The organism is Burkholderia sp. BCC1985, assembly GCF_905339915.1.
Taxonomy (GTDB): Bacteria; Pseudomonadota; Gammaproteobacteria; order Burkholderiales; family Burkholderiaceae; genus Burkholderia.
The window spans coordinates 1-22487 of record NZ_CAJPGY010000039.1; the positions used below are offsets into that span (position 1 = coordinate 1).

Genomic DNA, 22487 nt, shown 5'->3' on the forward strand with positions numbered 1-22487 from the left:
GCGAGCAAGTCCTGTGTGGTCAAAATCCTGTCTCCTCCTGCGCCCCGACCGTTACGGTCAGAACTGGTCTTCCGTCAACGCGAGCACGCTCTCGTTGCCCTTCGCGCCGACGATCGACGCTTCGAGCCCGCCTGCCTGCACGAGGACGTGTTCCGCATAGCATTGTGCGATCGCGATCTTCGCATCGAAGAACGCCGTGTCGCTCGCGCGGTTCGCGTGCGCCGCCAGCAGCGCGCGCGCCATCTGCCATCCGCACAGCACGACGCCCGCCAGCTTCAGGTACGGCACGCTGCCCGCGAACACCGCGTTCGGGTCCTGCTTCACGTTCGCGACCACGTAGTCCACCACCGTCGACAGCGCGCGCGCACCCTTCTCCAGCTGCGCCTTCATCGACGCGGCCGCCGCGCCGTCGACCTTGCCGAGCGCCGCGACGGTGTCACCGATCTCCGCGATCAGCGCCTTCGCCACCGCGCCGCCATCGCGCATCGTCTTGCGGCCGACCAGGTCGTTCGCCTGGATCGCGGTCGTGCCTTCGTAGATCGCCAGGATCCGCGCGTCGCGGTAGTACTGCGCGGCGCCGGTTTCCTCGATGAAGCCCATCCCGCCGTGCACCTGCACGCCGAGGCTCGCCACGTCGTTCACCATCTCCGTGCTCCAGCCCTTCACGACCGGCACCAGATATTCGTAGATTGCCTGATGACGCGTGCGCGTCGCCTCGTCCGAATGGCGGTGGGCAATGTCGCTGTGCGCGGCTGCGACGTACGCGAGCGCCCGCGCGCCCTCGGTCAGCGCGCGCATCGTGCCGAGCATGCGGCGCACGTCCGGGTGATGGATGATCGTCACCGACTGCTTGGCCGACCCGTCGACCGGGCGGCTCTGCACGCGCTCCTTCGCGAATTCCGCGGCCTTCCGGTAGGCACGGTCGGCCACGCCGATCCCCTGCATCCCGACGCCGAAGCGCGCGGCGTTCATCATGATGAACATGTATTCGAGGCCGCGATTCTCCTCGCCGACGAGGTAGCCGATCGCGCCGCCGTTGTCGCCGTACTGCAGCACCGCGGTCGGGCTCGCCTTGATCCCGAGCTTGTGCTCGATCGACACGCAGTGCACGTCGTTGCGCGCGCCGAGCGAGCCGTCGTCGTTGACCAGGAATTTCGGCACGATGAACAGCGAAATACCCTTCACGCCCTCCGGCGCGTTCGGCGTGCGCGCGAGCACCAGGTGGACGATGTTGTCCGCCATGTCGTGTTCGCCCCACGTGATGAAGATCTTCGTGCCGAACACCTTGTACGTGCCGTCGCCCTCCGGCTCGGCGCGCGAGCGCACCAGCGCCAGGTCCGAACCGGCCTGCGGCTCGGTCAGGTTCATCGTGCCGGTCCATTCACCCGAGATCAGCTTCGGCACGTAGCGCTGCTTCTGTTCGTCGGTGCCGGCCGTCAGCAGCGCCTCGATCGCGCCGTCGGTGAGCAGCGGGCACAGCGCGAACGACAGGTTCGCCGCATTCAGCATCTCGATGCACGGCGTCGCGATCAGCTTCGGCAGCCCCTGGCCGTCGTATTCGGCCGGATGCTGCAGACCTTGCCAGCCGCCTTCGACGAACTGGCGGAACGCGGCGCCGAAACCCGGCGTCGCGGTCACGACGCCGTCCTTCCAGCTGCTCGGGTTGCGGTCGCCCTCGACGTTCAGCGGCGCCAGCACCTCGTCGCAGAATTTCGCGGATTCGTCGAGTACGGCCTGCGCCGTGTCATAGCCGGCGTCCTCGAAACCCGGCAACTGCGCAACGGTGTCGATGCCCGCGAGTTCCTTCAGCACGAACAGCATGTCCTTGACAGGGGCGTTATAGCTCATGGTCGATGTTCCAAATCAGGCGGTGAATGAGGCGCGCGGCCCGGGCGGCTGCGGCAAAACCGGCCAGCGCCAGGCGACGTCGTGGCCCATCGTAATGCCGCGCCGGCGGTTTTCCATTGTCATATCCGGCCCACATGGTGACAAAACCGGCCACACGATGCGCGGGGCGATGGCGGAAACGGGCGTCCGGGCGGGGCGGTTCGGGTGCCGTTTCCAGCATAAACGATGCGCAATCGGCCTGCCGGCCGGACGGGCCGGGCGGCGGCTCGAACGACCGGCGAAGCCGAAAACCGGGAGACGATCATGGACATCGCCGAAGGATGCCGGCCTGAGCGCGTGCGACGGCAACCGCGCCGAGCACATGGCGGCCGGCGCCAAATCGGCCGCCGTTTTTCGCTGCCCGGGCCGGCACGTTTCTGCATAGACTTTCGTCTCATCAAGCCAGCGAGCACCGGAGCACAGACCAGCATGAGTGAACGCCCGAAGCACATCGCGGATTTCGTCCGGATCGCCGGCGAACTGTTCCAGTCGGACCGGCTTCCCCCCGCCGCGCGCGCATTCGCGCCGAAAGTATTCGCGCGGCTGCAAACGCCGTCGGACAACGGAACGCGGCTCGCGGAGCGCTACCCCGCCTGCGCATGGCTCGCCCCGGCGCTCAAGTCGGTCGCGCACGTCAGCCCGACCTTCGCCACGGTTGCACGGCTGATCGGGTCGCTCGAACCCGTGGTCGGATGGTCGCGTCGCACGTCGGGCAAGGACGGCAGCCCCAACTACATCGACGGGCACGCGAACGCGATGATCTGCGGGCCCGGCGGCGCGGAGAGCCGCGACGACATTCAGCTCGGCTTCTCGCTGATGATGCCCGGCGTCAGATATCCGGATCATGGTCACGCGCCGGAGGAAGCGTACGTGCTGTTGACCGCCGGTAAATTCCGGCAGCAGAACGGCGAATGGTTCGATCCCGGTATCGGTGGCGGCATCCACAACCCGCCCGGCACGCTGCATGCGATGCGCGCCGGCGATACGCCGTTCCTCGCGATATGGTGCCTGCTGAATTGATCCGACGATCGTCACGATGCGCTGACGGATCCGCCCACGGTGAGCGCCCGGCCATTGACCTACCGGTCGGTCCGGATTGTTTCAAACCACTGTTGAACGGTACCCAGGCGTTTCGCGATCGGCCCGATCATGCCGGTATGCGTGTAAGCGAAACGATTCGACGCCTGCCCGAATCTCCAGCTTCCGTGTACGCCGACGAAATCATCCGAAGGAAGGCGAGCCGACCGGGCAACGAGCGGCGAGGCCATCGACCGGAAGCCGGCCATGGGAACCGGCGAAGGACGCCGGTCATGGGAGGCCCGTGCAGCCCACAGCGCGGCGGCCGGCTCACGCAGCCGCGCCGCACGGCGGAAGCAGCGGTCCGACCGCCTCGTCAACCTCCATTCGGTCGACGCGATATCGCCCGCGCGTGGATAAAACGCAACAGCACGGCAGAAGACGCGTTCGACGATTTTGTGTCCTCGATGGCGCCGTTGTTATCGGGCATACTCTATTCGCGCCCAGCGAACGGTCGTTCCATTTTTACTGCGAACCCTCGCGCGAGCCACTAAACACACACCTGATTCTGTTACCTTGACGCACCGGCCCGAGCGCTTCGCGATGGCCATCACCCATCTTTCACACTATGACATTACAGATTGGGGTTCCTCTGGAGACAGCCACCGGCGAACGGCGCGTTGCGACCGTTCCCGAGGTGGTCGAGAAACTGATCAAGCTGGGGTTTTCGGTGGCCGTCCAAAGCGGCGCCGGTGCCGGCGCGAACTTTGACGACGACACGTACCGCGCGGCCGGCGCGAGCATCGCCGCCACGGCGGCCGAGCTCTGGTCCGGCAGCGACATCGTGCTCAAGGTGCGCCCGCCGAGCGCCGACGAAGTCGCGCTGATGCGCGAAGGCGGCGCGCTGATCGGCTTCGTGTGGCCCGCGCAGAATCCCGAGCTGATGCAGCAGCTGGCCGCGAAGCGCGCTACCGTACTGGCGATCGACTCGCTGCCGCGCACGCTGTCGCGCGCGCAGAAGATGGACGCGCTCACGTCGATGGCCGGCATCAGCGGCTATCGCGCGGTGATCGAGGCCGCGCATGCGTTCGGCCGCTTCCTGAACGGCCAGGTCACGGCGGCCGGCAAGATCCCGCCGGCGAAGGTGTTCATCGCCGGCGCCGGGGTGGCCGGTCTGGCCGCGATCGGCACGGCCGCGAGCCTCGGTGCGATCGTGCGCGCGAACGACACGCGCGCCGAGGTCGCCGATCAGGTCAAGTCGCTGGGCGGCGAGTTCGTCAAGGTCGACTACGAAGAGGAAGGCTCGGGCGGCGGCGGCTACGCGAAGGTGATGAGCGAGGGCTTCCAGCAGGCGCAGCGCGCGATGTATGCGCAGCAGGCCAGGGACGCCGACATCATCATCACGACCGCGCTGATCCCCGGCAAGCCGGCGCCGAAGCTCATCACCGCCGAGATGGTGCAGTCGATGAAGCCCGGCAGCGTGATCGTCGACATGGCCGCCGAACAGGGCGGCAACTGCGAACTCACGGTGCCCGGCGAAGCCGTGGTGCGCCACGGCGTGACCATCGTCGGCTATACCGATCTCGCGTCGCGCCTGTCGCGGCAGTCGTCGACGCTCTATGCGACCAACCTGCTGCGCGTGATCGAAGAGCTGTGCAAGGCCAAGGACGGCACGATCAACGTCGACTTCGACGACGACGCGATCCGCGGCCTCACCGTCATCAAGGAAGGCAACGTCACGTGGCCGCCGCCGCCGATCAAGCAGGCGGCCGTCGCGCCCAAGCCTGCAGCGGCCGCACCCGCGGCAGTCGCGGCGCCGGCGAAGTCGAAAGGTCATGGCCACAGCGGCGAGCCGATGTCGGCCAAGGCGCTCGCGATCGTGTTCGCGATCGGCGCGCTGGCGTTCCTGCTGGTCGGCCAGTTCGCGCCGGCGAGCTTCCTGTCGCACTTCACGGTGTTCGTGCTCGCGTGCTTCGTCGGCTACATGGTGATCTGGAACGTCACGCCATCGCTGCACACGCCGCTGATGAGCGTGACCAACGCGATCTCGTCGATCATCGCGATCGGCGCGCTCGTGCAGGTCGCACCGCCCCTCGGTGAGCTGGCCAACGCCGGCGATCGTCCGTCCGGGCTGATCCTCGGTCTCGCGGTCGGCGCGCTCACGCTCACGGCCGTCAACATGTTCGGCGGCTTCGCGGTCACGCGCCGCATGCTGGCGATGTTCCGCAAATAAGGGGACGACAATAATGACTTCCAACCTGACTACCGTCTCCTATATCGGCGCCGCGATCCTGTTCATCCTGAGCCTCGGCGGCCTCGCGAACCCCGAAACCGCGCGCCGCGGCAACCTGCTCGGCATGATCGGCATGCTGATCGCCGTGCTGGCCACCGTGGCCGGGCCGCGCGTGTCGGCCGCCGGCATTCCGTACGTGATCGCCGCGCTCGTCGTGGGCGGCGCGGTCGGCCTGTACGCGGCGAAGAAGGTGCAGATGACGCAGATGCCGGAACTGGTCGCGCTGATGCACAGCCTGGTCGGTCTCGCGGCCTGCCTCGTCGGCTTCGCGAGCTACATCGACACGTCGCTGCAGTTCACCGGCGCCGAGAAGGCGATCCACGAAGTGGAAATTTATGTCGGCATCCTGATCGGTGCCGTCACCTTCGCGGGCTCGATCATCGCGTTCGGCAAGCTGTCGGGCAAGATCGGCGGCAAGCCGCTGCTGCTGCCGGCACGGCACTGGCTGAACCTGGCCGCGCTGCTGATCGTGATCTACTACGGCCGCGCGTTCCTGCATGCGGAAAGCATCCAGGACGGCATGCTGCCGCTCGTCGTGATGACCGTGATCTCGCTGCTGTTCGGCGTGCACATGGTGATGGCGATCGGCGGCGCGGACATGCCGGTCGTGGTGTCGATGCTCAACAGCTACTCGGGGTGGGCGGCAGCCGCCACCGGCTTCATGCTCGGCAACGACCTGCTGATCGTGATCGGCGCGCTGGTCGGCTCGTCGGGTGCGATCCTGTCGTACATCATGTGCCGCGCGATGAACCGCAACTTCATCAGCGTGATCGCGGGCGGCTTCGGCAGCGGCGCGGGCGCACCGGCGGCAGCCGGCGGCGGCGCCGCGCAGCCGGCCGGCGAAGCGGTCGCGGTGAGCGCAGTGGAGACGGCCGAGCTGCTGCGCGAAGCGAAGCGCGTGATCATCGTGCCCGGCTACGGGATGGCCGTCGCACAGGCCCAGCACACGGTGTTCGAGCTGACGAAGCTGCTGCGCGAGAAGGGTGTCGACGTGCGTTTCGCGATCCACCCGGTCGCGGGCCGCATGCCGGGGCACATGAACGTGCTGCTGGCCGAAGCGAAGGTGCCGTACGACATCGTGCTGGAGATGGACGAGATCAACGGCGATTTCCCCGAAGCCGACGTGTCGATGGTGATCGGCGCGAACGACATCGTGAACCCGGCCGCGCAGGACGACCCGTCGAGCCCAATCGCCGGCATGCCGGTGCTGGAAGTGTGGAAGGCGAAGACGTCGATCGTGATGAAGCGCAGCATGGCGTCCGGCTATGCGGGCGTCGACAATCCGCTGTTCTACAAGGACAACAACCGCATGTTGTTCGGCGATGCGAAGTCGATGCTCAATGAAATCTTCGGCGCACTGAAAGCCTGAGTACGGCCACGCGCGTGGAGCGGCAGCAAGCCGCTCCAGCGCCGCGTGGCTTCGATACGCCGTCGCGGACGCCGAACCGGACGACGCGCAGCCTCCCCCGCCTGCCCTTTTCCCGTTGCACCGGTTTGGTCAGCGCTTGTGGACGACGGAGTCGAGCACGAAACTGGTCGTCATGTTTTGCACGCCGTCCAGCGCGCTGATCGTTGCCCAGATGTCGCTGATGCGCTCGTGCGTGGCCGCCTCGATCTGCACCAGCAAATCGACCTCGCCGCTGAGGACCGCGCAATCGCGCACCTCGGCGATCCGCTCGAGTGCGGCGAGCACGTCCGCGCCGCGCATCCGGTCCCGGCGATACACGAGCATCACGGCGCGCACCGGCACGACATCGTCGGGCAATGCGAGCCGCACCGTATAGCCTGCGATGATGTTCAGCGCTTCGAGCCGGTCGATCCGGTTGCGGACCGCCTGCCTGGACAGACCGATCCGGTCGGCCAATACCGCGAGCGGTATCCGCGCATCGGCACACAATGCGTCGATGATCTTCTGGTCCAGGCCGTCGATCTTCATTGGCCGAACCCGGTGTGCGCGGCGCCGCGTGCATCGACCGCGTCGCGCAATGCCGCGATGTGGCCGGGGCCGATTCCGCAACACCCGCCGACGATCCGCGCGCCCAGGCCAAGCCACTGCTCCGCCCATCTTGCATAGCCGGGCGGATCGACGTCGCAGCGCAGGCCGTCGAGTTCCTCGTTCGCGCGCGCATCGGCGCGCTGAGGCGGAAACGCGTTCGCATAGGCGCCGATCGCGAGCGACGTTCGGGTGTTCGCGAGCGTGCGCTGCACCGTCTCGATCGCCGCACCCATCACCTCCGGCTGGCTGCAGTTGAACAGCAGCGCGGTCGCGCGCGCGGACACGGCGGCGTCGATCGCTTCGTCGAGCGTCTGTCCCGATCGCAGTACCGGCGTGGCGCCTGCGTCGACGTCGTCACGCAGCGTGAACGAGACCCAGAGCGGCTTCGGATTCGCACCGAGCGCACGCCGGACCGCGCCGATCTCGTCGGTCAGGCTCTGCGTCTCGGCCAGCCACAGGTCGACGTAGGGATCGAGCCCGTCGACGAGCGTCGCCAGGATCGCATCCGCGCACGCCGCGTCGAACAGGTCGGGTCGGTAGGAACCGCCGGTCGGCGGAAGCGATCCCGCGACGCGCACGGGCCGCGCTGCGCGGTCCGCCGCTTGCCGCGCGAGTTGCCCGGCAAGTGCCGCGAGCGCGACACCGTCGCGGCGGAACCGCGCTTCGCCGATATGGAACGGCACGACCGCATAGCTGTTCGCGGTGATCACGTCGGCACCCGCCGCGATGAACGCGTCGTGCGCAAGGCTGACGTAATGCGGCGCTTCCATCAGCGCGAGTGCCGACCATTCCGGCTGCCTGAACGGCGCCCCCATGCGCGCCAGTTCGCGCCCCATGCCGCCGTCGAGTACTGTGATGTCTTGCATAGTCCGTGCTCCGTCGTTGCAATCCGCGCGGCTCGTGCCCGCATCGATTCAAAGGTCGGCGCGACGCGCGTGGGGCGTCGACCGAGCGTGCGCGCGGGTCCGTGTCAGATCTGCGCCAATGCTTGCGCGATATCGCTTTTCAGGTCGTCGATGTGCTCGATGCCGACCGAATAGCGGATGAAATTGAGCGGGATGTCGGCAGCGCGCATTTGCTCCGCCGACATCGTGCCCGCCCACATCGATGCCGTATGGATCGCGAGCGAATCGACGCCGCCGAGATTGCCTGCATTCAGCGGCAGGCGCAGCGCCTCGACGAAGCGCTGCGCTTCGCCGTAGCTTCCCCGCACGCCGAACGCGACCACGCCGCCGAAACCGCGCATCTGCCGGCACGCGAGCCCATGCTGCGGATGGCTGCGCAGGCCCGGATAGAACACGCGCTCGATCTTCGCGTGCGCTTCGAGGAATTCGGCGAGCGCCTGGGCGTTCGCATTGATCCGCTCGACGCGCATCGGCAGCGTGCGCAGCCCGCGCAGCAGCAGCCACGCGTCCATCGGCGACAGCACCGACCCGAGCGTGATGTGCGTATGCCAGATCTGCTCGGCGAGCACGCGGCTCGTGCAGATCACGCCGCCCGTCAGGTCGTGATGGCCGCCCAGATACTTGGTCGCGCTGTGCACGACGATGTCGACACCGAGCCGGTGCGGCTGCTGGTTGATCGGCGACGCGAACGTGTTGTCCGCGAGCGTGAGGATGCCGCGGGCTCTGGCGATTTCGGTCACCGCGGCGATGTCGGTCACGAGCAGCAGCGGGTTGACCGGCGACTCGAGCACGATCAGCCGTGTGTTCGGCCGGATCGCGCGATCGAACGCGACCACGTCGGTCTGGTCGACGAACGTCACCTCGACGCCGAACCGGCGCAGCATGTCGTCGAGCAGCTTCGTGGTGCTCATGTAATGACGCGTCTGGCCGACGACGTGATCGCCGGCCTTCACGACACTGAGGATCGCGGTCGCGATCGCGCCCATGCCGGATGCCGTGACGAGCGCGGTCTCGGTGCCCTCGAGCTCCGCCATGACCGCCTTCACGCGCTCGTGAACCGGATTGCCGTAGCGCGTGTAGTTGCGCGGATGCTGCGGCACGCTCGACATCTCCGCGAATTCCTCGCTGCCAGCTGCCTTGAACACCGCCGAATAGTGGATCGCCGGCGCGACCGACTTCTCGTCGGTCACGTCGCGGTCCGCGGCGAGCGCCAGCGTTTCAAGCTTGTATCCCATGTCGTCCTCGGATCTTTCGTTGTGTCGCGTTCATGCGGCGCCCGTCAGGCACGCACGCCGCCCAGATGGCGATTCAGCAGACCTTCGACGCGCTTGAGCACGGTCGAAAGCACCGCCGTGATACCGACGTACACGATGCCGGCCAGCATCAGCGCGTCGGTCGTATAGGTTTCGATGGAGATGCGTCGCGCGACACCGGTGAGGTCGAGCACGGTGATCGTGCTGGCAAGCGCGGTCGATTTCAGCTGCAGCACGATCTCGTTGCCGAGCGTCGGTGCGACGATGCCGATCGCGCGCGGCACGATCACGAACCAGGTGAGCATGAAGCGGCTCATCCCGAACGCGAGCGCGGCCTCCTTCTCGCCGGCGGGGACGCCGGCGATCCCGCCGCGGATGTCTTCGGCCATGTAGGCCGCGAGATTGAGCGTCAGCGCGCACAACGCACACGAGAACGATCCGCCGACCAGCAGCCACAGAGGCGATGCACGCACGATCGAGAACTGCGCGAGCCCGTAATACAGCACGAAAATCTGCACCAGCAGCGGCGTGCCGCGAAACACCGACATGAACAGCCGGCTCGGTGTCGACAGCCAGCGGCACGCCGACGTGCGCGCGACCGCCAGCGGCACCGCGAGCGCGAACGCCAGGGTGCACGACAGCACCAGCAGCTCGAGCGTGATCCAGATGCCGCGCGCGACGTCCGGGCCGGACTGCGCGATGAGGGAAACAAAGTCGTTCATCAGATGGCCCTCCTCAGGTGCGTGCTGCGTAACCGCGGCCCGCAATGCGCTCGAGCCACGCGAACACGGGGTTTGATGCGGCGAGAAAGCCGAAATAGACGACTCCGACCGCCACGTAGAAAACGAACGGCTGCTTGGTGAACTGCGCGGCGATGTTGGCCTTGCGCAACATGTCCTCGAGCCCGACGATCGACACCAGCGACGTGTCCTTCAGCAGGTTCTGCCACATGTTGTTCAGGCTCGGCAGGCAGATGCGCCACGCCTGCGGCAGCCGCACGTACCACAGCGTCTGCAGGCGTGTCATCCCGTACGCGCGCGCGGCTTCGATCTGGCCGGCCGGCACCGCGCTGAACGCGCCGCGGAACATCTCCGACGAGTACGCGCCGAACACCACGGCGAGCGCGATCACGCCGGCGGAGAACGGGCTGATGACAACGGCGCCATCGAATTGCGCGTTGAGAAAATGCGACAGCCCGAAGTAGCAGATCAACAGGATCAGGAACTCGGGAATGCCGCGCAGGAAATTGGTCAGCGCATAGGTCGCATGCCTGAGCCACCCGAGGCTCGACAGTTTTGCCGACGCACCGGCGATGCCGAGCAGCATGCCGACGCACAGCGCGGCGACCGCCAGCTCCAGCGTGACGAGCGCGCCAGCCGCGATCTGCGCGCCGTAGTTCACCAGGATATCCATCGTAATGTCGCTCCGTGTAAGACCGGAATCGCGCGGCCCGCCGTCCGGCGCCCGCGCGATTCCGATGCGCGGTTATTGCGGCGCGATGCTGAACGGGAAATAGCGCTTGTTGGCCGCGGCGAACGTGCCGTCCGCCTGCACCTGCGCGATGCCCTTGTCGAACAGCGCCTTCAGCGGCACGTCGCCCTTGCGCACCGCGATCGCCGTACCGTCGCCGAAGATCTCCGCATCGGCGATCGGCTTGCCGACGAAGTCGAAGCCTGCCTTCCTGCCGGCCTTCGTCAGCCAGTCGTACGCGACCGTGTTGTCGGCGAATACCGCATCGACGCGCCCGGCCTCGAGATCGAGCCAGGCCTCGTCGAGCGTCTGATAGACCTTCACGTCGATCCCCGACTTGCTCGCCGGCAGGCGGCGGCGCAGATAGGATTCGTGCGTCGAGGCCGTCTGAACGCCGATCGTCTTGCCGCGCAGCGTGGCGGCGTTGTCCGTGATGCCGGAGCCCTGCTTCGCGACGAGCTGCACGGGCGCCGTCGTGACGATGCGCGTGAAGTCCACCGACTGCTCGCGCTCCGGCGTCTTCGACATTTGCGCGAGCACCGCATCGATCTGCTTCGCCTTGAGTGCCGGAATCAGCGCGTCGAAATCCATCGTCACCCACTGGCACTTGACCTTCATCGTGTCACACATCTTCTTGCCGATGTCGATCTCCATGCCCTGCAGCTTGCCGGAGGCATCCTTGTATTCGAACGGCGCGTAATCGGCGAGCGTGCCGACCCGCACGACCTGCTCGGCCTGCGCGACCGATCCGAGCAATGCCGCGCCCACGCACAGCGACTGAAGCAGCTTTTTCATGGTTTCCTCTCCGGTTGGCATTGAATCCGCATCAAATGATGCTGGACAGAAACTTCTGGAACCGCGGCGATTTCTGGCTCGCGAACACTTCGTCAGGACTGCCGTCTTCCTCGATTCGTCCCTGGTGGACGAACACGACGCGGTTCGCGACTTCGCGCGCGAACCCCATCTCGTGCGTGACGACGAGCATCGTGCGTCCCTCGTCGGCCAGCGAGCGCATCACTTTCAACACTTCGCCGACGAGTTCCGGATCGAGCGCCGACGTCGGCTCGTCGAACAGCATCACGTCGGGGTCGGTCGCGAGCGCACGCGCAATCGCGACGCGCTGCTGCTGGCCGCCCGACAGCTGGTTCGGATAGTGTTCGCACTTGCCGGCGAGCCCGACCCGTTCGAGCATCGCGATCGCCTTGTCGCGGGCGTCGCGCTTCGGCACGCCGAGCACGCGCACCGGCACGAACATCACGTTCTGCAGCACGGTCATGTGCGCCCACAGATTGAACTGCTGGAACACCATCGCGAGCCTGCGGCGCACGTGCATCACCTGCCGCGCGTCGGCCGCGACGAGCGCGCCGTCGCGGCCCGCCTGTTTCAGCGCGAGCGTTTCGCCGTTCACGCAGATCCGGCCGCGGTCGGGCATTTCCAGCAGGTTGATGCACCTGAGGAAGGTACTTTTCCCCGACCCGCTACTGCCGAGGATCGACACGACCTCGTGATTCTTCGCGGTCAACGAGATGCCCTTGAGCACCTCGACACCGCCGAACGACTTGTGAATATCCTCGACCACCAGCGCGTCCGCCGCCGGTTTGCATGCAGGAATTGCTGCTGGCATCCTCGACTCCTTCCTCGATACGTTGCTCACACCGCTGCGGTTCGCGCCGCGCCGGCCCGCGAGGGGCCCGCGCTCGCGCATCAGCCCGACAGCCGCCGGTTGCGCCTGAAGCAGACCACCTTCGGCTGCGTCATGTCCGTCATCGCGAACCGAACGCCTTCGCGGCCCAGCGACCCATGCTTGAATCCGCCGAACGGCATGCCGTCGAAGCGGTAATCGGACGAGTCGTTGATCATCACGCCGCCCGCCTGCAGACGCTCGGCCGCGCCGAGCGCCACCTCCAGGCGGTTGGTGAACACGCCTGCATGCAGGCAGCTCTCCGACGCGTTGGCCGCGTCGAGCGCCTGCTGCAGGTCGGTGAATTTCTCGATCGTCACGACCGGCGCGAATACCTCGTCGGTCCAGACACGCGCGTCGTGCGGCACATCCGCGAGCACCGTCGGTTCATACAGCGCCCCGCGTCGCCGATGGCCGGTCAGCACCGTCGCACCGCGCGACACTGCCTCGTCGACCCAGCGCTCGATGCGGATCGCCTGTTCCTCGCCGATCATCGGCCCCATGTCGGTCGCATCGTCCAGCGGATCGCCGACGACCATCCTGCCGGTCAGTTCGACGAAATACCGCACGAACGGCTCGTACGCGGCCTCGGCGACGAAGATCCGCTGCGTGCCGATGCAGTTCTGTCCCGCCGCCCAGAACGCGCCCGACACGCACGATTCGGCGGCATCCTTCAGGTCGCAGTCGGCCATGACGATCACCGGCGCATTGCCGCCCAGGTCCATCGCGATCTTCTTGAGTCCCGCATCGCGCGTAATGGCCTCGCCGGTCTGCGGGCCACCGGTAAAGGTCACCATCCGGATCCGCCGGTCGCGCACCAGCGCGGACGCGAGATCCGCGCCGCCGTGCACGATCTGCAGCGCGGCGCGCGGCGCACCGGCTTCCCACAGGACCTCGACGAGCGCCTGTGCGGACAGCGGCGCGAGCAACGAGGGCTTCAGGATGACCGCATTGCCGGTCGCGAGCGCCGGCCCGAGCTTGTGTGCGACGAGGTTCAGCGGGTCGTTGAAGGGCGTGATCGCGAGAATCACGCCCAGCGGCTCCAGCGTGTAGTAGCCGCTGCGATCCTCCGAGCCGGGATACCCGTCGAACGGGATCGTCTCGCCGTTGAGTCGTTTCGCTTCCTCGCCCGACAGGCGCAGCGTGTTCACGCAGCGCGCGACTTCCTTGCGGGCCTGCCGCAGCGGCTTGCCCGCCTCCAGCGCGATCGTGCGTGCGAATGTCTCCGCTTGTGCCTCCACGCTCGAGGCTGCGCGAAACAGGAGGTCGGCCCGCTGGCTGCGCGACATGGTGGCGGCCGCGCGCGCGCCGTCGAGCGCGCGCTCGACGAGGAGCGGCGCCGCATCGGCTCGCGACAGACGAACCTGGCCGACGGTCGAGCCGTCATACGGCGACCGCACATCGGCCACGCCGGCTCCCGTGCAGTCGCTCATCACCGCATCGCGCGCGCTCATGCGGCCACCTCGTGCGAGGCCGCGCCAATCCGGTCCGCCAGTTCGATCAAGTCGGAGAGGATCGCGAACGCCGTTTCCTCGCGCCCGGCACCCGGCCCGCTGATCGTCACGCCACCGAGCACGTCGGTGTCGAACGTGATCGCGTTCGTCACGCCGCTCGCGGCCAGCAGCGGATGGCCGGCCGGCAGCTTGCGCGGTTCGACGCTCGCGGTAACGGTGCCGTCCGGATGGCGGGTGGCGGATCCGATCAACCGCCAGGACATGCGCTCCGCCGCCGCTGCGCGCACGTCTTGCTCGGTCAATTCCACGATGCCGCGGCACGTCACGTCGGCGCGCTCGAGACCGGCATTCCACAGTGCGTTCGCCAGAATGACGACCTTCAGCTGTACGTCCGAGCCGTTGACGTCGGCCGCCGGGTTCGCCTCCGCATAGCCGCGCTGCTGCGCATCGCGGATCGCCGCATCGAAGCTCGCGCCGGCCTCGACCTCGCCGAGCACGTAGTTCGACGTGCCGTTCAGGATGCCGGCGAAGCCGCGGATGTCGCAGCCGCGCAGCGAGGTCGCGAGCTGCCGCAGCACCGGCGTGCCGCTCATCACCGTGCCCTCGTACATCACGCACGCCCCCGATTGCGCGGCGATCCGCGCCAGTGCCGGCTGCGCGAGCGCGATCGGCCCCTTGTTGGTCGTGATCACGTGCTTGCCGCATTCGAGCGCGGTACGGCAATGCGACAGCGCGGGCTCACCGGTGGTCGGATCGGTGAAGGTCGCCTCGATGACGACGTCCACGTGTTCCGACGCGATGGCCTTCAGCACCGCACCGAGGCCGACGTCCGGCGACACCAGCGTGCCGGGATCGCGACGCAGCGCTTCGGCATCGACGCCCCGCCGGGCGGTTTCGTCGAGCACGTCCAGCGCGATACCGCGAGGATTTGTCGCGATCCCGAGCCGCAGGTCGGCGACCATCGTCACCGATACGTCGAGTCCCGCCGCACCCAGCATCGCGCGCTTCTTCTTGAGCAGTTCGACCAGTCCCTGATTGACTCCGCCGAAACCGACCAGTGCCAGTTTGAGTTCCATCTCGATCATCTCCTGTTCATTGACCACACGACACAGGTTAGTTATGCGAATCGATTTTCAAATTATGCGTTTCGCCCGATTCAAGCCACCACCCGTTGCGATTCGTCATGCGGGACGGACGGATCGCCCGTCCCGCGCGAAACCAGTCCGTCAGGCGGCCGGCGGTTCGTCGTCGCCGTCCTTGTCGACCGGCACGAACAGCCCGACCTTGACCGCGCTCAGCACGACATTCGTGTTGATCCGGCGGATCATCGGATTGCTCTGCATGATCCGCGCGGACAGCCGGTCGTACGCCTCGACGTCGCGCGCGGTGATGATCGCGATCAGGTCGGCGGAGCCGGTCACGTAGTAGATCTGCTGGATCTCGTCATGCGCCTTCGACCACTCGCGGAACCTGGCGACCGTCTCGTAGTTTTCGCGTTCGATCTCGATTGCGGCGATGAACGTCATCGGCCTGCCGACCGCCGCACGATCGACCACCGCGATTTCCGCCGAAATGATCTTTTCGGTGCGCATGCGCTTCAGCCGCTTTTGCACGGCCGACGTGGACAGGCCGATCCGTTCGGCAATGGCGTCCGCGGTCGCGCTGCAATCGCGCTGGACGATATTCAGGATCTTGCGGTCGAAGGAGTCGAGTGCGTCGGTCATCGCGTGGTCTGCCGGAGAACGGGTGCTTGCGTCAAAGATAGAAAGGGCGGGCCGATCTGAGCCCGACCAGATGCCGGACACGGTCGAACGCGGTGACGAGCGTTTCGCGCCACTGCGCCGCCGGCCCGCAGATACATACGGGCGCGAAATGGATCGTATCCACACCCGCGGGAATTCGGAACGGACGCTCGATGCCATCGTCCGATTCGGTCACGAGTGCGGTGCCGTCGACTTCGGTCAGGCTCATCAGCAGATGGACGGGTGCAGTCGCACCCAGCAGGTCGCGCAGAGGCGACTCGCTCGCGGACAACTGTTCGAGCAGCGGCAACTCGTACGCGCCGGGCCACCAGGTGTCGTGCTCGTCGAGCCACGGGCCGACGCCCGGCATGCCGACCATCTCGAGGATCCGGTTCGCACCGAGATGCGCATACGCGCGACACCGGCCGGCTCCGTCGGTCGACGAGCGCGCCAGCCAGCCGCCGGCGCTCGGGACAGGGTCCGTCAACGCGACGTTCGCAGGCTTCAGTCGGCCGAGCATGTCGGCCGTGCCTGCGGCGAATCGGTGCCCTTCGCAGGACCTCTGTGCGTGATCCGGGACGATCTGGTCCGGCACGATCCTGCACACCCATTTGGGACCACCCTGCAAGGCGGCGGGGACGTCGCCGGCCCGGACTTGAGCGGCTCGCCTGCGGGCATGTTCGACGATGACGATTGGCGTGTCCGGCATACGACTCTCTTGTGCTTGCTGGGCCGCGTCGCAGCGATGCTGGCGCGCTTCATGGATCGGCCGACGGTGTTGGGGCTGGAGAAATCATATCGCCTCGATGCGACTGAAAAAATCTCAACAGCCATTCTTTTCGACGTAAAGCGTCGAATAACGAGGGAAACCGGACGTCTGGCATCCAACCAGGGTCTCCGCAGGTCCGGTGACGGGTGCTGGCGGGAAGATGACAACATCCGGATGCGGGCCAACACGCTCCGCGGGCGCCCGATGGCGCGAGGCGAATCTGCTATCGGCCACGGGTGGCTCACACCACGAAGCCACCCCACCGAGGATGGTGATTGCTTGGGCATCGGATCGCGGAGAAAGCCTGCAATCATGAAGGAGACGGGCCCGCTTCGGTCGCCGATATCGGCTCACGTCGGCTGCCACGCTCAGGTATCCGATGACCGGAACCTGACGGTAGGCGATCGAACGAACACGCGCATCGGCGATGAATTGATGTCTTATTCCATTGATTTATATCGATACGCTGAGCTACACGCCTTCCTGCAGTTGCAGACCCACGATGCCCACGACGACGAGAGCAATGCAGATCAGTCGCCCGACGAAGGCGGGCTCATGGAACCAGGCGATGCCGACCAACGCCGTTCCCGCTGCCCCAATTCCCGCCCATACGGCGTAAGCGTCTCCTAGCGGGAGGACGGTCAATGTGAGACTCATTAGCCATACGCTCAGTACGGCCGCCACGATCGATATCCCGCCGGGCAGTACTTTTGTGTAGCTCTCGGAGAGCTTCATCGTCACGGAGAAGACGACTTCCAACAAGCCGGACGCTACAACGACCGCCCAGTCAGCAAGCGGACTGGAGACGGCAAACATGGGCCCCGCCTTCGGGTTGGAGGTGGTCGACAGAGGGTATCAAAGTATTTCCTCTCACGGACATCGGAATCGAAGAATGCGGCTGCCTGGCCAGTCGCGGATGTTATTTCTTCACTTGATGCCGGGCCGCCAAGAGGCGTCAACTCAAATGCCAATGCCATGGACTACGGGGATTCCGGAGTGACAAAGTCAATTTTCTCTACGCCAGTGCCTATTCTTCATGTCGACAATAATCCGCCACGAATTGTCTCCGCCGACCTGCCTTCCCGCTTCCGATCTGCGCGAATCATCTCGCTAGCGCGCTCCGCGATCATCAGCGTCGGCGAATTAGTATTGCCGGACGTGATCGTTGGCATGACCGACGCATCCACGACCCGCAAGCCGCTCACGCCGCGCACGCGAAGCCGGGAATCGACGACCGAGCCCGGATCGTCCGCCCTTCCCATCCGGCAGGTTCCAACCGGATGAAAGATGGTTGTTCCGACGTTGCCGGCCGCATACTGCAACTCCTCCTCAGTCTGGAATTGAATGCCGGGCAGTATTTCCTGGGGGCGAAACCGCTCGAGCGCGGGTGCCGCAACTATGCGCCGGGTCAGCCGCAGCGCGTTGGCCGCGACGTGGCGGTCTTCCTCAGTCGACAGATAGTTGGGCGCAATACTCGGTGCCATCAGCGGATCATTCGACGTGATGTGCACGCTACCCCGCGACGACGGCCGCAATTGACAAACGGACGCCGTAAATGCGTCGAACGGATGCAGCGGTTCGCCGAACCGTTCGAGCGACAGCGGCTGCACGTGGTACTGGACGTCGGGGCGCGTCAGCGTCGTATCGTTCGGGTCCGACTTCGCAAACACGCCGAGCTGCGACGGCGCCATCGCCATCGGCCCGCTTCTGAACAGCCCGTATTCGAGGCCGATCATCAGCTTGCCCCACCAGTGAGCACTGAGCGTGTTCAAGGTTCGCACACCTTCAACCTTGAATGCCATGCGCAATTGCAGATGATCCTGCAGATTCTCGCCGACGCCGCGCAGATCTTCCACCACCTCGATTCCAAGCTTCGCCAGACGATCGGCATTCCCGATTCCCGACAATTCGAGCAATTGCGGAGAATTGACAGCGCCGGCACACAGGATCACTTCACGCCTTGCCCCGGCAATGCACGGTTCGTCGCCGAGACGAAACTCGACTCCGGCGCAGCGCTTGTTCTCGAACAGGAGTCGTCGGGTCTGCGCGTTCGTCAGAATCGTCAGGTTCCCCCGCTTCGCTACGGGTCGAAGATAACCTTTCGATGCATTCCAGCGAATGCCGTGCTTCTGATTGACGTCGAAATATCCGACGCCGGTGTTGTCGCCGCGATTGAAATCGTCGGTTGCGGGTATGCCGGTCTGCTCGGCGGCTTGCGCGAACGTTTCGAGAATGTCCCATTTCAGCCGCTGCTTTTCCACGCGCCACGGACCGCCGGCGCCATGAGCATCACTTGCACCGCCGTGATAGTCCTCGCTCTTCTTGAACGTTTCGAGCACCGAGTTCCATTGCCAGGACGAATCGCCCGTCATTCGCGCCCATCCGTCGTAATCCTCTCGCTGACCGCGCATGTAGATCATGCCGTTGATCGATGAGCACCCACCCAGAACCCGGCCTCTCGGATAGGACAGCGCCCTGCCGTTCAATCCCGCCTCGTCACGGGTCTTGTAACGCCAGTCGGTCCGTGCGTTTCCGATGCAATAGAGATACCCCACCGGAATGTGAATCCAGTGGTAGTTATCCTTCCCGCCCGCCTCGATCAGCAGCACGGATACGTCTTCGGCTTCGCTCAAGCGATTCGCGACCACGCAGCCAGCCGTACCCGCTCCGACCACGATATAGTCGAACTCGCCGACCGATCGCGTCGCGCGGGCTTCGTTGATTTCTCCTGCCGACATCTTGCCTCCTGGATTATTTGCATAACACCTGCGTGTCGTTCCGGACACTTGCCTCCGCCAGGGCAGATCCGATCATCTGCCGACGCACGCAACGTCAGGTCATCACCTGCCTCGCGACGGATCGGGAACGCAACCATTCCATGGTGATCAACAGCAGACTTGAGAAGACGATGAAAATGGACGCGAGCGCGGCGACCGTGGGCGTGATGTTTTCGCGAATCCCGATGAACATCTGAAGCGGAAGCGTTCCCTGAGTCGGACCGGCGATGAACATCGTGATCACGACGTCGTCCAGCGACGTAGCGAACGCAAACAGCGCGCCGGAAATCACCCCTGGCGCAATGATCGGCAACGTAACGGCAAAAAATGTTCGTACCGGCGATGCCCCCAGGCTCAGGCTGGCTCGCACATAGTTCTGGTTGAAGCCGGCAAGCGTCGCATTGACCGTGACCACGACGAACGGCGCGGCGATCACCGTATGCCCGAATATCAGTCCGGCATACGTTCCGGCCAGTCCCCATCGGGCAAACAGCAGGTACATCCCGACGCCGGTGACGATGACCGGGACGATCATCGGCGAGATCAGGACGGCGACCAGCAAACCCTTGCCCCTGAACGATGCCTTGTTCAATCCCAATGCCGCCAGCGTTCCGAGGACGGTTGCAACGACCGTCGCGATCGGCGTCACGATGAAGCTGTTTGCGCCGGCGCGCGCCCAGTCCGTGGACGTGAACAGATTGTGATACCACCTGAACGAGAATCCGTGTATCGGATAGACGAGAAATGAGTTCTCGTTGAACGAAAGCGGAATGATCGCCAGGATCGGCAAAATCAAAAACAGTAGCACCACGACGTTTGCCGATCGCAGTGCGTAATGCCATACGATTTCCGGCGTCGACATGTAGGGCGCGAAACGCGGCACGTGAGTTTTCATGATGCTAAGCCACCTTGATTTCCGAACCGACGATCCTTCGATAGAGCGCGAAGAGCACCAGCGTCACCAGGAGAAGGACCGCACCGAGCGCACAGGCCATCCCCCAATTCAGGGCCACGTTGGTGAAATACGCGATGTAGTAACTGACCATCTGGTCGCCGGCGCCACCGAGCAGCGCCGGGGTGATGTAATAGCCCAGCGAGGTAATGAATACCAGCAACCCGCCCGCGCCGACACCGGGAAGCGTCTGCGGCACGTAGACTTTCCAGAATGCCCCGAAAGGATGACTGCCGAGAGAAATGGCCGCTTTCGTGTAACTCGAAGGAATCGACTTCATCACGCTGTAGAGCGGCAGGATCATGAATGGCAGCAAGATGTGCGTCATCGCGATCAACACCCCCGTCCGGTTGAACAGGAGCGACAGGGGCGTCGAAATCACCTGCAGCGCCATTAACGCCTTGTTGACGAGGCCCGCCCCCTGGAGAATGACGATCCACGCCGAGATCCGCACGAGAATCGATGTCCAGAACGGCAGAAGCACCAGGATCATGACGAGATTCGCCTTTCGAGCTGGCAGAATCGAGATCCAGTAAGCGAGCGGGTAACCCAGCACCAGCGCCGCAAGCGTCACAAGCCCGCTGATCACGAAGGTCCGCATGAACACCGCACGGTATGCGGACGCGCCGTTCTCGACCGGCACGATGTGGCCGTCCGAGTCCTCACGATAGTCGATCGTGGCAAGGAGATACTGGCTCGTGTAACGGGACGATACGCTGGCGATCGCCTGCCAGTAGCGCGTATCGGCCCAGCGTGGGTCGACTTCGATAAGGCGCCTTTGCATATCCTGCGCAGATATCGCCGCATCGTCGTCGGTGAAAGGAAGCGCGCTGGTCGTCTTGTAAAACAACGACCGGAACCCATCCTTCAGGCCGTTCAGCCGACCGGCCGCGGTACCGGTATCGTTGTCTCCACCGTTGCTCTCCACGTCGAGCACCAGTGCACGGTAAGCCTCGGCAGGAACGGGTGACTTGCCATCCCAGTGGCGCAATGCCGAGGTCGTCTTGGGCAATGCATCGACCACCTCGGGACTTTGGACCGATCGAGAAATCATCGATGCGACCGGCATCACGAACACAAGCAGGATGAACAGAACGAGGGGCGCCACCAGTCCTAACGCCACTACCTCCTTTCGAAACTGAACGGCTCGCAGCGACCGCTTGAGTTGGCGTGTATTCCAGCTCTGTTGCCGAGAAGTTATGGTGCTCATGCTTCTTCCCCCGGTCGTTACTTCGCGGCCCAAGCCGTGAAGCGCTGCTCCAGTGCGTCGCCGTGGTCCGTCCAGAACTCGACACTGTTGGGAATGGCGGTTTTGCCATTCTTCGCTGAATTGGGAAGCGCTGCCTGTGTCGCCGCATCGAGCATTTTCAGCGATGCCTTGTTGGTCGGACCATACGGAATCTTCTGCGCGAACGCGACTTGTGCCTGGGGCTTGAGCACATACGAGATGTATTTTTCGGCCGCTTCCTTGTTCTTCGAGCCCTTCGGAATGACGAAGAAATCGAGTTCGTAAATACTCTGATCCCACGCAATACCGAGATTCTTGTTTCCTTCACGCACTGCCGCGTCGATGCGACCGTTATATGCGGTCGACATCGCGACGTCACCTGCAATCAGGAATTGTGGCGGCTGCGCGCCAGCTTCCCACCACTGGATGTAGGGCTTGAGTTCGTCCATCTTCTTGAACGCGCGTTCGACACCCGCGGACGTGCCGAGCACCGTGTAGACGTCTTTCGGCGCCACCCCGTCAGCCATCAGTGCGAACTCGAGGTTATAACGAGCCTCCTTCTTCAATCCCCGCTTTCCCGGGAATTTCTTGACGTCCCAGAAATCCTTCCAGCCTTGCGGCGCGCCCTTGGTCAGCGTGGGGTTGTATGCGAGCACGGTCGACCACACGAACGTGCCGGCCGCGCAAGGCGTGGCAGCTCCGGCCATCAGGTCACTCTTGTTGGCGATCTTGGACCAGTCGAGTTTTTCGAAGAGACCATCCTGGCATCCGCGACCGACGTCCGCCGCTTCCACCTCCAGGACATCCCAGGTGACATTTCTGGCTTCGACCATCGCTTTGACCTTGGCCATGTCACCCGTGTACTGGATGGCATTCGTCGCGATGCCGCTCTCCTTCGCGAACGGGTCCACCCACGCCGCCTTTTGGGCATTACCGGCCGCGCCACCATAGTTGACGGTCGTGAGACCATCGGCGAAAGCCGCTACCGACAGGGACGCGAGCAGCGCGGCGCAAATCATTTTCGAATTCGATTTCATTGTCTCCTCCTACTGAGTGATAAAAA

Annotated in this window: 21 protein-coding genes; 4 read left to right on the top strand and 17 right to left on the bottom strand. The window is 64.9% G+C overall.

Translation table 11 applies throughout. From position 1 onward, the window contains the following. Positions 1 to 57: 57 nt before the first annotated feature. Positions 58 to 1848, bottom strand: a complete 1791-nt coding sequence (locus U4Z31_RS29020) for an acyl-CoA dehydrogenase (protein ID WP_321812126.1) — start codon at positions 1846 to 1848, stop codon at positions 58 to 60. Here U4Z31_RS29020 and U4Z31_RS29025 point away from each other — a divergent pair. The 4 genes from U4Z31_RS29025 (at position 1847) to pntB (ending at position 6566) form a co-directional block, all read left to right on the top strand. Then, positions 1847 to 2272, top strand: a complete 426-nt coding sequence (locus U4Z31_RS29025; protein ID WP_321812127.1) for a hypothetical protein — start codon at positions 1847 to 1849, stop codon at positions 2270 to 2272. The genes U4Z31_RS29020 and U4Z31_RS29025 overlap by 2 nt on opposite strands. 44 nt (positions 2273 to 2316) lie before the next feature. Beyond that, a complete protein-coding gene (locus U4Z31_RS29030) occupies positions 2317 to 2907 on the top strand; it encodes a dimethylsulfonioproprionate lyase family protein (protein ID WP_321812128.1) in 591 nt (196 codons plus the stop codon). A gap of 625 nt (positions 2908 to 3532) precedes the next feature. Continuing rightward, positions 3533 to 5137, top strand: a complete 1605-nt coding sequence (locus U4Z31_RS29035) for a Re/Si-specific NAD(P)(+) transhydrogenase subunit alpha (RefSeq protein WP_321812129.1) — start codon at positions 3533 to 3535, stop codon at positions 5135 to 5137. Positions 5138 to 5150: 13 nt separating this feature from the next. Next, the gene (pntB, locus tag U4Z31_RS29040; RefSeq protein ID WP_321804160.1) at positions 5151 to 6566 is read left to right on the top strand and encodes a Re/Si-specific NAD(P)(+) transhydrogenase subunit beta; all 1416 of its coding nucleotides are present in this window, start codon (positions 5151 to 5153) and stop codon (positions 6564 to 6566) included. A 129-nt stretch (positions 6567 to 6695) separates the two neighbouring features. Here pntB and U4Z31_RS29045 read toward each other — a convergent pair whose 3' ends face one another. The 16 genes from U4Z31_RS29045 to U4Z31_RS29120 all read right to left on the bottom strand — a co-directional run bounded on the left by U4Z31_RS29045 (position 6696) and on the right by U4Z31_RS29120 (position 22461). Continuing rightward, on the bottom strand, positions 6696 to 7133 hold the full coding sequence (locus U4Z31_RS29045) for an Lrp/AsnC family transcriptional regulator (protein WP_044848460.1): 438 nt from the start codon (positions 7131 to 7133) through the stop codon (positions 6696 to 6698). After that, positions 7130 to 8059 carry a homocysteine S-methyltransferase family protein gene (locus U4Z31_RS29050; RefSeq protein ID WP_321812130.1) on the bottom strand — a complete coding sequence of 310 codons (930 nt, stop codon included), beginning with the start codon at positions 8057 to 8059 and terminating at the stop codon, positions 7130 to 7132. The genes U4Z31_RS29045 and U4Z31_RS29050 overlap by 4 nt, the downstream gene beginning before the upstream one ends. Before the next feature lie 104 nt (positions 8060 to 8163). Then, positions 8164 to 9333: a trans-sulfuration enzyme family protein gene (locus U4Z31_RS29055; protein ID WP_124523939.1), complete on the bottom strand. Its 1170-nt coding sequence runs from the start codon at positions 9331 to 9333 to the stop codon at positions 8164 to 8166. A gap of 44 nt (positions 9334 to 9377) precedes the next feature. After that, positions 9378 to 10073 (bottom strand): ABC transporter permease, encoded by a 696-nt coding sequence (locus U4Z31_RS29060; protein WP_124489176.1) that lies wholly within the window; start codon positions 10071 to 10073, stop codon positions 9378 to 9380. Between the two features lie 13 nt (positions 10074 to 10086). After that, positions 10087 to 10764: an ABC transporter permease gene (locus U4Z31_RS29065; RefSeq protein ID WP_124572153.1), complete on the bottom strand. Its 678-nt coding sequence runs from the start codon at positions 10762 to 10764 to the stop codon at positions 10087 to 10089. A gap of 72 nt (positions 10765 to 10836) precedes the next feature. Next, on the bottom strand, positions 10837 to 11616 hold the full coding sequence (locus U4Z31_RS29070) for a transporter substrate-binding domain-containing protein (RefSeq protein WP_321812131.1): 780 nt from the start codon (positions 11614 to 11616) through the stop codon (positions 10837 to 10839). A 31-nt stretch (positions 11617 to 11647) separates the two neighbouring features. Then, positions 11648 to 12445: an ABC transporter ATP-binding protein gene (locus tag U4Z31_RS29075; protein ID WP_321812132.1), complete on the bottom strand. Its 798-nt coding sequence runs from the start codon at positions 12443 to 12445 to the stop codon at positions 11648 to 11650. A gap of 80 nt (positions 12446 to 12525) precedes the next feature. After that, positions 12526 to 13956 carry an aldehyde dehydrogenase family protein gene (locus tag U4Z31_RS29080; protein WP_321812133.1) on the bottom strand — a complete coding sequence of 477 codons (1431 nt, stop codon included), beginning with the start codon at positions 13954 to 13956 and terminating at the stop codon, positions 12526 to 12528. Beyond that, positions 13953 to 15032 carry a homoserine dehydrogenase gene (locus U4Z31_RS29085; protein ID WP_321812134.1) on the bottom strand — a complete coding sequence of 360 codons (1080 nt, stop codon included), beginning with the start codon at positions 15030 to 15032 and terminating at the stop codon, positions 13953 to 13955. Before U4Z31_RS29085 ends, U4Z31_RS29080 begins: the two co-directional genes overlap by 4 nt. Positions 15033 to 15182: 150 nt before the next feature. After that, positions 15183 to 15680 carry an Lrp/AsnC family transcriptional regulator gene (locus U4Z31_RS29090; RefSeq protein WP_044848452.1) on the bottom strand — a complete coding sequence of 166 codons (498 nt, stop codon included), beginning with the start codon at positions 15678 to 15680 and terminating at the stop codon, positions 15183 to 15185. 31 nt (positions 15681 to 15711) lie between these two features. Further along, entirely contained in the window at positions 15712 to 16218 is a 507-nt protein-coding gene (locus U4Z31_RS29095) for a hypothetical protein (RefSeq protein ID WP_321812135.1), read from the bottom strand. A 720-nt stretch (positions 16219 to 16938) separates the two neighbouring features. Beyond that, positions 16939 to 17283, bottom strand: a complete 345-nt coding sequence (locus U4Z31_RS29100) for a multidrug efflux SMR transporter (protein WP_321812136.1) — start codon at positions 17281 to 17283, stop codon at positions 16939 to 16941. 218 nt (positions 17284 to 17501) lie between these two features. After that, a complete protein-coding gene (locus U4Z31_RS29105; RefSeq protein ID WP_321812137.1) occupies positions 17502 to 19205 on the bottom strand; it encodes a GMC family oxidoreductase in 1704 nt (567 codons plus the stop codon). 94 nt (positions 19206 to 19299) lie between these two features. Continuing rightward, positions 19300 to 20139, bottom strand: a complete 840-nt coding sequence (locus tag U4Z31_RS29110; protein ID WP_321812138.1) for an ABC transporter permease — start codon at positions 20137 to 20139, stop codon at positions 19300 to 19302. A 4-nt stretch (positions 20140 to 20143) separates the two neighbouring features. After that, complete coding sequence (locus U4Z31_RS29115) at positions 20144 to 21406, bottom strand: ABC transporter permease (protein WP_321812139.1); 1263 nt, start codon at positions 21404 to 21406, stop codon at positions 20144 to 20146. 17 nt (positions 21407 to 21423) lie between these two features. After that, a complete protein-coding gene (locus U4Z31_RS29120) occupies positions 21424 to 22461 on the bottom strand; it encodes a polyamine ABC transporter substrate-binding protein (RefSeq protein ID WP_321812140.1) in 1038 nt (345 codons plus the stop codon). Positions 22462 to 22487: the final 26 nt, after the last annotated feature.

Bases quoted from the DNA above. Each gene is read 5' to 3' on its own strand.
- U4Z31_RS29100 (WP_321812136.1), bottom strand. From the start codon at position 17,283: ATGTTTGCCGTCTCCAGTCCGCTTGCTGACTGGGCGGTCGTTGTAGCG.
- U4Z31_RS29110 (WP_321812138.1), bottom strand. From the start codon at position 20,139: ATGAAAACTCACGTGCCGCGTTTCGCGCCCTACATGTCGACGCCGGAA.
- U4Z31_RS29045 (WP_044848460.1), bottom strand. From the start codon at position 7,133: ATGAAGATCGACGGCCTGGACCAGAAGATCATCGACGCATTGTGTGCC.
- U4Z31_RS29065 (WP_124572153.1), bottom strand. From the start codon at position 10,764: ATGGATATCCTGGTGAACTACGGCGCGCAGATCGCGGCTGGCGCGCTC.
- U4Z31_RS29085 (WP_321812134.1), bottom strand. From the start codon at position 15,032: ATGGAACTCAAACTGGCACTGGTCGGTTTCGGCGGAGTCAATCAGGGA.
- U4Z31_RS29075 (WP_321812132.1), bottom strand. From the start codon at position 12,445: ATGCCAGCAGCAATTCCTGCATGCAAACCGGCGGCGGACGCGCTGGTG.
- U4Z31_RS29035 (WP_321812129.1), top strand. From the start codon at position 3,533: ATGACATTACAGATTGGGGTTCCTCTGGAGACAGCCACCGGCGAACGG.
- U4Z31_RS29060 (WP_124489176.1), bottom strand. From the start codon at position 10,073: ATGAACGACTTTGTTTCCCTCATCGCGCAGTCCGGCCCGGACGTCGCG.
- U4Z31_RS29070 (WP_321812131.1), bottom strand. From the start codon at position 11,616: ATGAAAAAGCTGCTTCAGTCGCTGTGCGTGGGCGCGGCATTGCTCGGA.
- U4Z31_RS29080 (WP_321812133.1), bottom strand. From the start codon at position 13,956: ATGAGCGCGCGCGATGCGGTGATGAGCGACTGCACGGGAGCCGGCGTG.
- U4Z31_RS29020 (WP_321812126.1), bottom strand. From the start codon at position 1,848: ATGAGCTATAACGCCCCTGTCAAGGACATGCTGTTCGTGCTGAAGGAA.
- U4Z31_RS29030 (WP_321812128.1), top strand. From the start codon at position 2,317: ATGAGTGAACGCCCGAAGCACATCGCGGATTTCGTCCGGATCGCCGGC.
- U4Z31_RS29120 (WP_321812140.1), bottom strand. From the start codon at position 22,461: ATGAAATCGAATTCGAAAATGATTTGCGCCGCGCTGCTCGCGTCCCTG.
- pntB (WP_321804160.1), top strand. From the start codon at position 5,151: ATGACTTCCAACCTGACTACCGTCTCCTATATCGGCGCCGCGATCCTG.
- U4Z31_RS29095 (WP_321812135.1), bottom strand. From the start codon at position 16,218: ATGCTCGGCCGACTGAAGCCTGCGAACGTCGCGTTGACGGACCCTGTC.
- U4Z31_RS29105 (WP_321812137.1), bottom strand. From the start codon at position 19,205: ATGTCGGCAGGAGAAATCAACGAAGCCCGCGCGACGCGATCGGTCGGC.
- U4Z31_RS29115 (WP_321812139.1), bottom strand. From the start codon at position 21,406: ATGAGCACCATAACTTCTCGGCAACAGAGCTGGAATACACGCCAACTC.
- U4Z31_RS29050 (WP_321812130.1), bottom strand. From the start codon at position 8,059: ATGCAAGACATCACAGTACTCGACGGCGGCATGGGGCGCGAACTGGCG.
- U4Z31_RS29090 (WP_044848452.1), bottom strand. From the start codon at position 15,680: ATGACCGACGCACTCGACTCCTTCGACCGCAAGATCCTGAATATCGTC.
- U4Z31_RS29025 (WP_321812127.1), top strand. From the start codon at position 1,847: ATGGTCGATGTTCCAAATCAGGCGGTGAATGAGGCGCGCGGCCCGGGC.
- U4Z31_RS29055 (WP_124523939.1), bottom strand. From the start codon at position 9,333: ATGGGATACAAGCTTGAAACGCTGGCGCTCGCCGCGGACCGCGACGTG.